Genomic DNA, 13,787 nt, shown 5'->3' on the forward strand with positions numbered 1-13,787 from the left:
GCCAGAGCAGGATGCTAATACACCGGACAGGAACAAGATACCACATTCCCGAGGCTTCATGAGCTCTGAAGATTTCGCCCCACCGGCGCGCCCCACCGCGGCCACCAAGCGCTCCTTCCCCGGCGCCCGCGCCATCGGCGCTCTGATCCTGCGAGAGATGGCCACCAGCTACGGCCGATCTCCAGGCGGCTATCTGTGGGCGGTTCTGGAACCGATCGGCGGGATTGCGGTGATGACCGTGGTGTTCTCCGCCTTCCTCCGCAGCCCCGGCCTCGGCGAAAACTTCCCGATCTTCTACGCCACCGGCATGTTGCCATTCGTCATGTATGTCGGTCTGCAGGGAAAGATTGCCAGCGCGCTGAACTTTTCGAAGCCACTTCTGGCCTACCCCACGGTCACCTTCGTCGATGCCATCTTCGGGCGTTTCATCCTCGACGTGATGACCCAGCTTCTGGTCAGCTACATCATCTTCGGTGGCATCATGCTGATCTACGAGACCCGAACCACGCTGGATTTCCCGCTGATCTTCGAGTCCTTCGCCCTCGCTGCCCTGCTGGGGCTTGGTCTCGGCACGCTGACTTGTTACGCTTTCACCCGGTTTCCACTGGCACAGCGGGCCTGGGGGATCATCACCCGACCGCTGTTCATCATCTCCTGCATCTTCTACCTCTTCGACACCATCCCCGAGCCCTACCGCAGCTACCTGTGGTACAATCCACTTGTCCATGTCGTCGGGTTGATGCGCGAAGGGTTCTACCCTGAATACGACGCCTATTACGTCTCCAGAATCTATGTCTTGGGGATTTCACTCGTCAGTCTTGCCCTCGGACTTCTGCTGCTGCGGCGCTACCACGCCGAGCTGATGCACCGCTGACTAGCCTCCGAACAGCTTCGGAAAGCTGCGCATCATCCGGGCCTTCAGGCCACGCAGCTCCCGCCCGCCCTGCGCCTCGCGCACGGCGAGGTCGGCCCGCAAAAGCGCCTCCATGAGCGGACAGAACATGTCGTCCCATTCGCGTGTCGAGGAGCTCTCCGCCGGGCAGTCCGGAACCTCCGGCATCGCCCCCCCCCCCGCGGCGCAGGCCTGGCGCAGCCCCTCCAGCAGCGCCTCCCGCAAACCCGCCATCTCGGTGCGGTCATCGAGCGCCGAGCCCCCCTCCCGCAACGCCGCATGATAGGGTTTCTCATCGGTCCAGCGCGTATCCGAGAAGATGTCGGCCAGCTCCGCTTCGCTCGCGATGCGCCGCAGGGCAGCCCGGTTGCGCTGCACCGTCGGGCGCAATTGCCAGACATGTCGCACCCGGATCGCCCAGGGCTTGCGGCCCCCGACCGGCGGACACCAGCGCTGGAAGACGAATTCGGTCGAGGCGTCGTGCCCCGAAGACCGGAACTGCCGGTTGCGCAACAGGAAGCCGATCAGAGCCGGCGGCGATGATGTGTTGCTGCTCGAGGCATTGGGCAGATTGATCTCATAGAACTCGGAGAATTTCGCGACCACGTCGGGCCGCGCATTGCCCAGCCGCAAACGCAGATTGGGAATTTTCGACCAGTGCTCAAGCGCCGGGCCGAACTCGTAGGGCAAGTTGCCGCGTTTCAGCCAGAGATCAAGATCGGGCTGATGCCAGATCCCCCATTGCCAATAGGCCGCGTTCACCCAGTCCAACGGCGGGCGCAGAAAAGCCACCACCTCAACCCTTGGGTTGCCCCACATCTGCAGCTGTTTGGCAAAGATATGCGGCCGGCTGACCCACCCCTCGCAGGAGGCGATAGGCACGAACCCGCCTTCCCGGCCCGCCGCCATGACCTTTCCGAGCGCCTCGAAGACCGGCGAGGCCGCGTCTCCCGCCTTCATGTTCGGCCAGCTGACATAGCCATAGGGCGACCGCCGGGCGTCGCGGCTCAGGTCCTCGCCATAGCGGATGCTCGTCAGCCCGCCGCGCTGGCGCAGCGCGGTGTAGCGCAGCTGCCGGCCCGACGCGGAGGTCAGATCCGGGGTCATGCTCAGCGCGGTCTGCAACGCAGAGCTGCCCCCCTTGGGTAGCCCCACATGCAGGATCAGCTCGCAATCGTCAGCCATGCCGCACCCCCGCCCTGATCTGTCCCGTCCCGCAGGCAATCACCGGCAGCAGCGCCGCCGGATCGAGCCCGGCTCGCTCCGGCACCGGCAGCAGCGCCCCCGGCGCGCCAGCCGCGACCGCCCGTGCCACCGCCTCGCCCTGGGCGCCGAGATCGAAGCTGGCGACCGGCAGGCCGGTGGCCAGCATCTCGTGGGTGGTGAAGGAGAAGGTCTCGGGCCAGATCGACGGCATGAACCAGCCGGAAATGCCGTAGCGCGCCACCAGACCCGGCAGGTCGCGCAGCTCGTAGCTGCCATGCACCAGGCTCGGCGCCGCCAGCTTGTAGTTCGGATCGAGATGGCCCAGCACCACCAGCCGCGCAGCCCCCGTCCGGGCCAGCTCGCGGCTCAGATCCTGCAGCAGCGCCGCGCCCTTCTGCACGCCGATATTGCCCAGCACGCCGATCACCAGGGCACCCTCAGCGCCCGCCCCCGGCGCGATCCGCAGCGGCGGCGCGGGCAAAACGTGCGGCTCGACCGAGATCCGCCCCGCCGCCTGCGGATAAGCCTCGGTCAGGATGTCCCGGCTCGAGCCGGAGAACACCACCACGCGCTCGGCGGCCGAGATCAGCCGGCCCCAGGCCGCCTGCCACTCGCCGAGCGACGCTTTCACGCCACCGGGGCGTTCGTAGACATGCGCTGGATCCTCAGCCAGCGGACCACCCGCCACCGGCACGCCATGATAGAGACCATCGCTGCCCAGAAGCGTGTAGGACGGGCTCACCGGGAAGAAATCGTGCAGCAGGACCTCGACCGGCTGCGGGTGCGCCCCGCCCTGCCCCGCGAGCTGCAGGAGCCGGTCCGGCAGCTCCAGCGCGTCGCGCTCGTTGACGCCGCAGGAATAGACGATACGGCGCTCGGGCAGCAGCGCAATCAGTCTCTCGATCAGCGCAAAATCGTTGCTCAGCCCCTGCGTCATGCCGCTGGGGCCGTAAAGCTCGAGCTTCCAGCGATGCCCCTGCCCGACGCGCAGCACCAGAGCCGAGCCGCCCTCGGCGACTTCGCCGGCGATGCGGTCCTGCAGGTAGCTCTCGGCGCCGCCGCCCATGGCATGGGCGAGGTAAACCGGCACCGGGCCGTCTTGGCGCTGCGCCGCCAGCGCCAGCCCCAGCGCCAGGCGCGGCGTGTTGAGCGGGTCGCGGCGGATGAACTCCTGTACCTCGGCATCATAGCCCGGATAGCGGCCCGACAGGATGCGCAGGTTGCGCTCGAGCAGGCGCTGCTTGTCAGCGCTGCCGAAGGACTGGCCCCCGCGATGCTCGACAAAAAGGTTCGGGGCGCAGAGATGCCGCCCGCCAAGCGCCTCGGCTTTACGGCACCAGTCGTTCTCCTCGCCATAGCCGCGGCCGAAGATGGTGTCGAAGGCGGGCAGTTGCGCCAGGAAGCGCGGCGACAGCGCCATGCAGAATCCGACCCCGGTGGGCACCGCCGCAAGCCCGGCTTTCGGGTCGAACCCGGCGGCCACGCGGTCCAGCGCGTCGGCCTCTCCGGGCGCAAGATCGTTGCGCTGGCAGATCACCGGCACGGTGAAGATCTCGGCGTCGTTCGACATCGGCGTGACCGAGGCCACGTCGGGCTCGGAGAGCGGCGCCAGCAGTCGCGGCAGCCAGCCCTCGGGCACCAGCGCGTCGGCATTGATCAGCACCACGGGATCGTCGGGCCACTGCGCCAGCGCCTCGGCAAAGCCGCGGTTGACCGTGCCGATGAAGCCGAGATTCTCGGCATTCTCGAGCAGCGTCACGTGAGAGTGCCCGGCGCACCAGTCGCGCAGGAAGGGGCGCACCTGTGGATCCGGCGAGGCGTCGTCGATCACCAGAAGCCGCCAGCGGGTTCCGGAATGGGCCGCGATCCGCGCCAGCACCTCGGGCAACAGGTCGAAGGCGTTGTAGACCGGCAGGATCAGCGTCGCATCGCGCTCGGGCAGCGGGGCAGGGGGCGTATCCGGCAGCAGGGCCGGGATCATCTCGACCGCGTCCGAGCGCGGCACCAGCCCGAGCCGTTCCTTGACAATCTCGCGGGCGCCGAGATCGCCCTGCCATTTCCAGCGGTAGATCACCGGTGCCAGCGCCGCCAGCGAGCCCAGGTAGCGCGCCGCCATCGGCAGCCGTGCACGCAGCAGCGCCGCAGGGGAAAAGCCGGGCAGGGACTGGCGCTCGGGGGGCTCGCCGCCGCGCTCGGCCAGCAACTCGATGGCGCCCGTCTCGCAGGGAATGTCGAGGGCGAAGCCGCGCTGGCTGCTGCCGGCGCGGGCCAGATCGGGTTCGGTCCAGGCGCGGGTGCGGTTCACCGACAGGCCGATGCGATCGGCCTCGGCCCAGCCCTCCACATGGATGCGGTGGCGGCGCAGGGCGATGCGGGTGATCTCGCCGTAGACCGTGCCGTCGCGACCCACGAGCGGCGTGCCGGGACGGTCGAGCGCGACGTTCATCTCCGCGTAGCGCAGGAAAATGCGATAGACCCGACCGAGCAACAAGGGACCGTCTCCAAGATAATTCCGATCCGGCTTACGGGGTCGGGCAGGGCTGTGCAAGCCACCTCCCCAGACCCCGCGAACCGGCACCGCGCGGGCAAAATGTTTCGCTGCGAAACACCCCGGCCGCGCAGCCTCAGCGGCTGAGCCGCTGCGCCAGCCAGGCCGCCAGATCCGCCTCGAAAGCGGCATCCGCCGCCGCCCCGTCGAGCTCCAGTCGGGCCCCCCGGCGACGCAGGGTCAAACCGGACCATTCACCGAGGATTTCGGGCGACGGTTTCGGCTCTGATGGGGTGGTTTGGCTCTGTTTGGGCGCGGGGTCTTCGACCGGTTTTTCGGTTTCGAGAAAGCCGTTGAGAACGGCGCGTTCGGCGGTGGCGTCCTGCGGTGTGTCAGTTTTCAGAGCAGCAGAAATCTGCCGGACCAACTCGGGCCGGTCGCGCAGGGCCTGCGCCAGATCCAGCCCGACGCGCTCGCTCAGCGCCTCGGGGAAGCGCAGCGTTCCATCCAGCGCCCGCACGATCCCGACGAAGGAGCGGACCTTCGAGCGCCGCGCCCGTGGCACCGAGGCGAAGAGTGCCGAGAGCGCTGCCTCGTCATCGGCAAACACGCCGCGATCGGTCGCCCGCACCACGATGCGAGCACGCTCGTAATGGCTGAGATTGGCGCGGATCTCGTTCTCTTCGATCATCGCACGGTAAGCGGCGGGGGCGTCCTCGGGCCGGCGCAGCAGCGCCAGTACCGTGCCGAACCGCGCCTCGCCGGTCTCGTCGCGCAGCGCCGCCAGCGCCCGGCAGCGGCGCCAGCCCGAAAGCAGCCCATAGGCGGCACGGCCGGGCAGGGCGACCACCTCGATGGGCGTCTGCTGGCCGCGCTCACGCAGGCTGTCGCGCAGCGCCGCCGTCTCGTCCTCGTCCTCGGCCATGCGGTCGCGTTCGAGATAGGTCAGCTCGATCTCCTCGAGCGGCAGCTCCACCACCAAGCGCCCGTCCAGCCGGGCGCTGCTCCAGCGCTCGCTCAACTCCTCGAGCGCGGCCGTGGCCGCCGCCCCGGCCGCCACATCGGCAATCGGCGCCGCGCGCCGGGGCGCCGACGTGAACATCGACTTGGTCTCGAGCGGGGTGTCCTCGGGGCTGCCCATAGGGTCTGGGCCGAGGGGGGACAGTCTCTTGCGCTTGGCCATCCGCGGGGTCCTTTCAGAAACGGGGGGTGGCCGCAGAGGACCGCACCGGGGTTAAAAGAGCCCGACGCGACCGCGCGCCGAAATGTTTCGCTGCGAAACAGGGTCTCATTCCGCGGCCTCCGCCATCTGCTCGTCGCGCCGCCAGCTGCCCAGAAGCAGCTGCTTCAGAGCCGCATAGGTAGCATCGAACGTCTCGCGGCCGCGGGCATAGGTCTCGCGGTTGAAGTCGCGATAGTCGGCCTCGTAGATGCCGCGCACCTGTTCGCCGGCCTGACCGATGAGCGCGGTGTAATCCTGACGGTGCGGCGACAGAACCGGCCCGAGATAGGCCTGCATCAACGCCGCAAGCTCCGCCTGCTGGGTGCCGTCGTAGCGGGTGATCACCGCGCGCACCGCATCCCACTGGAACGACAGGCCCTCGCGGCCCAGGGCGCGGGCGGCCATGTTCTCGGCCTCCTCGATCGAGGAGAAGGTGGAGTGCAGCATGTCGAAGAAGCGGCCGGTGCTGTCGAACTCGAGGAACGAGGCGCCGAGCGGAACCAGCAGGATGTCGGCGGCGGCCAGCCCGTTGATCGTCAGGTAGCCAAGGGCCGGAGGGGTATCGAGGAAGATCACGTCGTAGTCGTCGAGCAGCCCGTCCGCCTCGAGGCTTTCGGTGAGCGCGTCCCAGAGCTTCCAGCCACGCGCCTGCATCCGCCAGACCGGAATTTGAAACTCGGCCCAGTACAAGTTGAGCTGTGCGCCGATGAGGTCGATGTTCGGCCAGTGGGTCTTCTGAACCAGCCTTTGGGCCTGCGTGTCCAGCGCCTCGGTCAGCGTGTCGTCGAGCGGGATCGGCGCCTCGCCACGGTCGAGCCGGCGCTGGTTCTCCGTACGCAGGTGCTGGCCGTAATGGCGCGCGAGCAGCGGGAAGACCGTTTGCCACTCGTCCTCGACCTTGCCGCCGAAGATCGAGGTCATCGAGCCCTGGCTGTCGAGATCGATCACCAGCACCTTGTAGCCGTCGAGCGCCGCGGACATGGCGAGGTGAGCGCAGGTCGAGGTCTTGCCCACGCCGCCCTTGAAATTGGCCACGGCGACCATCTTGGCGGGCAGCCCCTCGGGGCGCCAGGGTTTGTAGTTCTTGGCCTTGGATCCTTCGGCCGCGAAATGCGCCCGCAGCCGCAGCACCTCGTCGAGGGTGAACCACTTGGCGCCGCCCTCGGTCTCGGAGCGGCCCTGCGGCAGCTCGGGGTTCTGCTTCAGCACCCGGCGGAAATGCCCGACCGCGACGGGGATCAGGTAGCGGGTAATTTCCCATGTCGAGAACAGCCGCAGCTGACGCCTGCCATCCTCTTCGAGGCCGCGTCCGGCGAGATCGCGGCGCCCGGCCTCGCAGGCCTGTGCGATGCGGGCAAAGCCTTCGGTTTCGAAGGGGCCGCCAAGGGTGCCGAGCGCGGTGTCTGGATCGATGTTGAAATAGGGGGGAAGATCGTTCTTGGGATCGGTCTTCATCTGGATGCTCGCCTGCCATGTTCGCCGTTTTTCTCAGGATACCGAAAAATGCAGAACATGGAAGGAAAAGCTGAACGCACCTTGGTTTTCTCAGTAGATTCGCAGGGTTGTGAAGCCCTTCCCAAGGCCGGGACAGGGCGGTGTGGCTCAAATCTCCAGTTATTTTTTGTTAGTTGAATCGTTACGCTGTGGGAAGGTGTCGCGTATCCGATTGAAGAAAATGGTAAATTTCCGCATCACTCGACCCCACCCGACTCTGATCCCACGTTGAGGCGACTCTGATCCCACGCATTGGCGACTCTGATCCCCCGTTGACGGGCTGGACGGGGGCTGTGGATAAAAATAGGGTGGGTGTCACTGAAACCCCGAAAGCGCGCAGGCGGAAAAAACCGGGGGCAGGGCAGGCACGAGAGCACGATGAGCGCAGCGACAGACACCCCCGGCGGAGGGCTTTTGCCCGACCGTCATCCGACCGCCGATTTCTTTGTCTGCGACATTTTCGATGCCGCGCCCAAGGACGATCTGGGCACCATGGAGCACCCGATCTTCTCGCTCTCGACCCGGCCCGACCGGCGGGTGCTGAGCTACGCCCACAACGGCACCGAGATCGAGGTCACGCCCTCGGTGCGGGGGCGGGCCACGATCCACGACAAGGACATCCTGATCTACTGCGTCAGCCAGCTGATGGCGGCGCTCAATGCCGGGCGCGAGGTGTCGCGCACGCTGCATCTCAAGGCGCATGACCTGCTGGTCGCCACCAACCGCGACACCAGCGGCGACGGCTATGCCAGGCTGCGCGATGCCTTCGAGCGGCTGGCCGGCACCCGCATCACCACCAACCTTGCCACCGGCGGCGTCGAGACCACCCGCGGCTTCGGCCTGATCGACAGCTGGGAGATCGTGCGCCGGTCGCGCGGCGGGCGGATGATCTCGGTGACGGTGACGCTCTCGGACTGGCTGTTCCGCGCGGTGCTGGCGAAATCGGTGCTGACCCTGAGCCGCGACTACTTCCGCCTGCGCAAACCGCTCGAGCGGCGCATCTACGAGCTGGCGCGCAAGCATTGCGGCCGCCAGCCGCGCTGGCAGGTCTCGGTCGGCACGCTGCACAAGAAGTCGGGCTCCACCGCCCCGGTGCGGGTGTTCCGCGCCGCGCTGCGCAAGATGATCGCCGAGGCCAACCTGCCGGACTACCGCCTCAGCGAGGCGCCCGACGACATGATCGTGGTCGAGCGGCAGCGGGCGGCCCGCCCGGGCCCCGCCGCGCCACATCTCGACCCCGCGACGCTCGAGGCCGCCCGGGCGCTGGCCCCGGGGGCGGATGTCTACGCGCTGGTGGCGCGTTGGCAGGCCTGGTGGGAAGACACCGGCCGCCCGCGCCTCGGCAACCCCGACGCGGCCTTCCTCGGCTGGGTGAAGGGGCAGGGGAGAGGCTGATGCAGGACAAGCTTTTCCAGCCGATCCAGATCGAGACCCCGCCGGCGCCGGTGGCGGATTTGATGGCCGCCTGCCCGGGGGCCTTCGGCTCGGTGGCGGCGGCGCAGCGCTTCGTGCAGCTGATCTGGTTTCCGCCCGACCGCGGCTGGCGCTACCAGCTCAACGGAAAATCCGGCAACACCTTCGTGCTGAACCTGCTCTTCGAGCTGGAGTACGGCCAGCCCTTCTCCTGCCACGTGGCGCAGACCGAGACCGGCAACCAGCACCCGGACTTCGCGCTGTTCCTGACCTCGCAGACCGGGCTCTGGGGCAATGCGTTTCAGGCAGGAGGGGCGCTCGAGGACGTGCTGGACTTTCCCGGCCTGTCGCTGGCCTCGGTGCGCGATCCCTATGCGCGGGCGCTGTCGGGCTTCTTCTACCTCTGCCGTAGCCACGAACTGGACGATCGGCGCTTCCTGCCCGAGCGCATCCGGATGAACGCGCTGGCGGGCATGGACTGGGATCGCGATGCCGGCACCCCACAGGGCTTCGCACGCTTCCTGCATTATCTAAAAGACTACGCCGAGGCGTTTGGGGCCGAGAGCCTCGATCCTCACTGGATGCCGCAGGCGCTTCATATCCGTCCAAAGATCTACCGCCCCGATCTGATCGGTCGCACTGAGGAGTTGGACGGTTTCGCAAGGGAGGTGGCGGCGCGTCTCGACCGGCCGCTGCCCGCAGGTCTGGAGGGACTGCGCCGCAACGCCTCCTCGCGCAAGGACAGTCGACAGGATTTCTATGCGGACCCGGGGCTGCGGCGGATCGTCGAGCAGCTCTATGCAACGGATTTTGAGCTGTTCGAGTACCCACGGCGGGAGAGCTGAGCCACGTCGCCTGCGATGTTTCGCTGCGAAACACCGACGCTGGCAGGCGTTGCCCATATGCCCTATCGGCTGATTATTTTCGTCAGATTCTTGCCCGAGTTGCGCTCTATACAGTCAATGTAAACCAACCGGAAAGGCTCGAGAGGCTAAATCCGGACGGGAAACGAGCAGCGTCGGGACATCTCTGGCGGCACCGGGACAGGACAGACATTTCATGAACGATCTTTTTGGCGAGTTCGAGCCGGACTACGCGGCGCTTTCGACGGCATACGAACCCAATGACACCTACCAGACCGCGGCCACCCTGGCCGAGGGGGCGCATGAGGTGACCGGCTCGGGAATGGACTGGTTCCAGTTCGAGGTGGTCTCGGGCCAGATCAATATCGACATGACGCCGCTCTCGGAATACGCCGGTCGTATCCAGGACATGAACATCTCGCTCTACCGCGATCCCACCGGTCCGGTGCTTGCGAGCGGTGGCGGCCTGTCGAACGGAGCCACCGAAAACATCAACTATCTCGCCTCCGAGGGCACCTATTACCTCAAGGTCATCTGGGCGCAGTATGCGGATGGCAACCATCCCGACGGGGTGACCTATACCTATTCGCTCGATGTCGACCTGCCCGAGGAGGAGGCCTCGGACGGCAATGACACACTCGAGACCGCCACGGCGATCACCGGCTCAGGCACCACGATCCACAGCGGCACCGGGGTCGACTGGTACCGGATCGATACGCCCTCGGGTGACATGTCGTTCTCGGTGACGCCGACTGCGGGCCAGAACCTCAGCTTCACTTTGCACAATGCCGATGGCACGCTGCTGCGCGCGGGGCAAGGCGAGGCCGAGGCGACGAAGGCGCTCGACTACCTCGCGGGCACCGACGACACCTATTACCTCAAGGTGTTCTGGGCGCGCTATCCCGACGGCGCCCCCAACGGCGTCACCCTCGACTATTCGCTGAGCGTCGACCTGCCGGTCGAACAGCCCTCCGACGGCAACGACACGATGGCGACCGCCACCGTGATCGGCGCCGGCACCCAGACCCGCAGCGGCACCGGGATCGACTGGTACCGCTTCGAGACCGGCCCCGGGGTGATGGATTTCTCGCTCGACTCGCTGGCCTTCCCGGACGGCACCGTCCCCAACCTGAACCTGACGCTCTACACCGCGTCGGGCGAGGTGATCCGCGGCCCGGCCGACAGCTTCAGCTACACGGCGCTGCAGCAGGGCGACTATTTCCTGCGGGTCAACTGGGAGGCCTATCCCGAGGGCGCCCCGAACGGCTACACCATGCGCTACGACCTGTCGCTTGACCTGCCGGTGAACACCTGGAGCATGCCGCTGGATTTCGGCCCGGTGCACAACGCCTCGGTCACGGTCTACGACATCGACAATGACGGCAAGGACGAGATCTTCGCCGGCACCACCAAGAGGCTCGATGCCGAGGGCAACGAGATCCTGCCGGCGGGCCTGATCGTGCTGGAGGACACCGGCGCGATCAAGTGGACCCAGACCTTCGCCGCCGCGCCGGGCATCGACCCCGCCACCGGCAAGAGCTACGAGACCAGCTCGGTCAGCACCGCCCCGGTGTTCTCCGACGTTGACGGCGACGGCTCTGTCGACATCGTGGTGGGTGTCGGGGCCGACAACGGACGCGACGAGTTCGAAGTGATGAGCCAGCCCGGCGACATGGGTGGAATCTACGCTCTCAATGCGGATGGCTCGATCAAGTGGTCCTTCGTGACCCGCGATACCTTCGGTGACGACAACCGCTCCGATGGGGTCTACGGCACGCCGCGGATCTTCGACATCGACGGCGACGGGGTGCGCGAGGTGATCTTTACCTCGTGGGACCACTACCTCTACATCCTTGACGGTCGCACCGGAGCGCTCGAGCGTGAGTTCAACCTGCACGACACCTCGGGCTCCACCCCGGGCATCGGCGACATCGACGGCGACGGGCTGTTCGACCTGGTCGTGTCCTCCGACATCAGCGTCAACGCCGCTGCCGGCCTCAACACACAAGGCGGCATGCTGCAGGTTCTGACCGGCTATACCAACCCGATCGTGCCGGGCTGGACCGACCAGATCGGCAACTCGACCTCGGCAGCGTTCCGTGGTCAGTTTGACGAGCAGTCGCTGTGGTCGTCGCCGCAGCTGGTCGATCTCGACCAGGACGGCACGCTCGAGATCGTGCAGGGCACCGGCGACTTCTTCCAGGATGGCCGCGGCCAGCACGTCCGGGTTTGGAACTCCGACGGCACACTGCGCTTCGAACTGGGCACCGACGGCCGAGTGCTGGCTTCGCCGCTGATCGCCGACCTCGATGGCGATGGCCGCAAGGAGATCATCGCCGCCACCATGTCGGGCCATGTCCAGGCCTGGTCATCCTCCGGCGCGGCGCTGTTCAACACCGAGATCACACCCTACGGGACCGACCCCGCCGAGGATTCGCCGATCGTCAACCAGCCGATCGCTGTCGATATGAATGGCGACGGCGGGCTCGAGATCCTGGTCTCGATCGGCTCGCAGATGATCGCGCTGAACAGCAATGGACAGCAGATCAGCGGCGTGACCGCTTCCGACCGGGTTTACAACATCTATACCGGCTCGCCGGTGGCCCGCGACATCGACGGCGACGGCCTGCTCGACCTGATCTCCGGCGGTGCGACCTCGGACCGCGAGCAGGCGATGATCTTCCGCTACGAGAACCCCTACGACGTGGTCAGCGACAGCTATCGCACCGGGGCTTACCAGGGCGCTCAGTCGCTGCACGACATCCAGGATTTCGTCGGCCGCTTCTACGAGACGATCCTTGGCCGCGAGGCCGACCCGACCGGCCTCAACAACTGGACCGACCGGCTCTATACCGGCATCCGGACCGGAGCGGACGTGGCCCGAGGCTTCGTCTTCAGTCCTGAGTTCGTCAGCCAGAACACCACCAACACCGAATATGTCGAGACCCTCTACGCCGCCTTTTTCGGACGTCCGGCCGATGCCGGCGGCCTGGCTGGCTGGACCGAGCGGCTCGACAACGGCGTGAGACGTGCCCAGGTGCTGAACGGCTTCATCTACAGCCAGGAATTCGGCAACCTCGCCAGCTCCTATGGCATCCTCGTCGACAGCGATGCCGGCCCGGCCTCGGATGCGGCGGTGATCACCGGTGACGGCAGCGACAGCCATTTGCTGATCGGCGGCGCCGGCAACAGCGTGATCTATGACGAGGGCACCGGCGTGCAGGAGGTCCACACCAACGACAAGCAGGTCGCCGGCCAGGTCTACCGTCTCTACGGTGCCACCCTTGGCCGGGCACCGGATGCCGGCGGCTTCATGGGCTGGACCGCCGGGCTGCAGAACAACCTCGTTCTGGTGCAGGTGGCCAACGGATTTGTGAACAGCGCCGAGTTCCAGGCCACCTACGGTGCGCTCGACAACGAAGGGTTCGTCGAGCTGCTGTACCAGAATGTGCTGGGTCGCGCCGCCGACGCCGGCGGGCTCAACAACTGGGTGACCCAGCTCGAGAACGGCATGAGCCGCGCTCAGGTCGTGGTCGGCTTCTCGGAGTCGGCGGAGTACAAGATAAACACCGCCCCGGCGCTAGACACCTTCATGCGCACCGCCGAACCGACTTGGATCGACGTGATCGAGGGCGGTGCCGGCAACGACACGATGAACGCGGATACCGGCGGGGATATCTTCATCTTCCGCCAAGGCGAGGGAGGCAACGACCTGATCCACGGTTTCGAGCCGTGGGACGAGCTGCAACTCTCGGGCTTCGGCTACCGGAACGGCAGCGATGCCATCGCGCATATGGTGCAGTCTGGGCCCAGCGTGGTGTTCAGCGATCAAGGGCAGACCATCACCTTCCTGAACACCTCGATGGCCGAGATGCGCCGGGTGCTCTACAACGTGTCCTGATCCTGACAGCCGGCGCGGCGGCAGCCTCGCCGCCGGTCCCGATCCGAAGCTCCGGCCCGCGTTTCGCGGGCCGGTTGCGTGTCAGGCCCCCTGTTTGTGCGGGATCCGCCCGTCCGGAATGCAGAAGGCCGGCCCTCCCCGCAAAGCGGAGGGCAGGGCGAGAAGCGGGTCGGGGCTCGAAGGGGGGAGATCTGCCGGTGCAACCACCGGCGCGCGCCCGCGTGCGGATGGGGCGGGCCGGAACAGGTCAGGGGCGGCAGGAAGGTCTGCGCCGACCGGGAGGCCGGCGCAGGGTCGTGTGTCGATCC

Annotated in this window: 8 protein-coding genes; 4 read left to right on the forward strand and 4 right to left on the reverse strand. The window is 66.9% G+C overall.

Annotation, left to right across the window (positions count from 1 at the left end; translation table 11 throughout):
• Nucleotides 1-58 precede the first annotated feature (58 nt).
• Nucleotides 59-874: an ABC transporter permease gene (locus JF542_RS21990; protein WP_207077435.1), complete on the forward strand. Its 816-nt coding sequence runs from the start codon at nucleotides 59-61 to the stop codon at nucleotides 872-874.
• Here the strand turns inward: JF542_RS21990 and JF542_RS21995 are convergent, their stop codons facing one another.
• The 4 genes from JF542_RS21995 to JF542_RS22010 all read right to left on the reverse strand — a co-directional run bounded on the left by JF542_RS21995 (nucleotide 875) and on the right by JF542_RS22010 (nucleotide 7,263).
• The gene (locus tag JF542_RS21995) at nucleotides 875-2,077 is read right to left on the reverse strand and encodes a hypothetical protein (protein WP_207077436.1); all 1,203 of its coding nucleotides are present in this window, start codon (nucleotides 2,075-2,077) and stop codon (nucleotides 875-877) included.
• On the reverse strand, nucleotides 2,070-4,589 hold the full coding sequence (locus JF542_RS22000; protein ID WP_207077437.1) for a glycosyltransferase: 2,520 nt from the start codon (nucleotides 4,587-4,589) through the stop codon (nucleotides 2,070-2,072). The genes JF542_RS21995 and JF542_RS22000 overlap by 8 nt, the downstream gene beginning before the upstream one ends.
• Before the next feature lie 133 nt (nucleotides 4,590-4,722).
• Complete coding sequence (locus tag JF542_RS22005; protein WP_207077438.1) at nucleotides 4,723-5,769, reverse strand: ParB N-terminal domain-containing protein; 1,047 nt, start codon at nucleotides 5,767-5,769, stop codon at nucleotides 4,723-4,725.
• Between the two features lie 105 nt (nucleotides 5,770-5,874).
• On the reverse strand, nucleotides 5,875-7,263 hold the full coding sequence (locus JF542_RS22010; protein ID WP_207077439.1) for an AAA family ATPase: 1,389 nt from the start codon (nucleotides 7,261-7,263) through the stop codon (nucleotides 5,875-5,877).
• A 417-nt stretch (nucleotides 7,264-7,680) separates the two neighbouring features.
• Here JF542_RS22010 and JF542_RS22015 point away from each other — a divergent pair, with 417 nt between their 5' ends.
• The 3 genes from JF542_RS22015 to JF542_RS22025 all read left to right on the forward strand — a co-directional run bounded on the left by JF542_RS22015 (nucleotide 7,681) and on the right by JF542_RS22025 (nucleotide 13,479).
• Nucleotides 7,681-8,697, forward strand: coding sequence for a replication initiator protein A (locus JF542_RS22015; protein WP_207077440.1), 1,017 nt, complete (start codon nucleotides 7,681-7,683; stop codon nucleotides 8,695-8,697).
• The gene (locus tag JF542_RS22020; protein WP_207077441.1) at nucleotides 8,697-9,560 is read left to right on the forward strand and encodes a sulfotransferase family 2 domain-containing protein; all 864 of its coding nucleotides are present in this window, start codon (nucleotides 8,697-8,699) and stop codon (nucleotides 9,558-9,560) included. The genes JF542_RS22015 and JF542_RS22020 overlap by 1 nt, the downstream gene beginning before the upstream one ends.
• Before the next feature lie 214 nt (nucleotides 9,561-9,774).
• Nucleotides 9,775-13,479, forward strand: coding sequence for a DUF4214 domain-containing protein (locus tag JF542_RS22025; RefSeq protein ID WP_207077442.1), 3,705 nt, complete (start codon nucleotides 9,775-9,777; stop codon nucleotides 13,477-13,479).
• Nucleotides 13,480-13,787 lie beyond the last annotated feature (308 nt).

Origin of the sequence: Salipiger bermudensis, assembly GCF_017309175.1 — a bacterium.
Taxonomy (GTDB): Bacteria; Pseudomonadota; Alphaproteobacteria; order Rhodobacterales; family Rhodobacteraceae; genus Salipiger; species Salipiger bermudensis.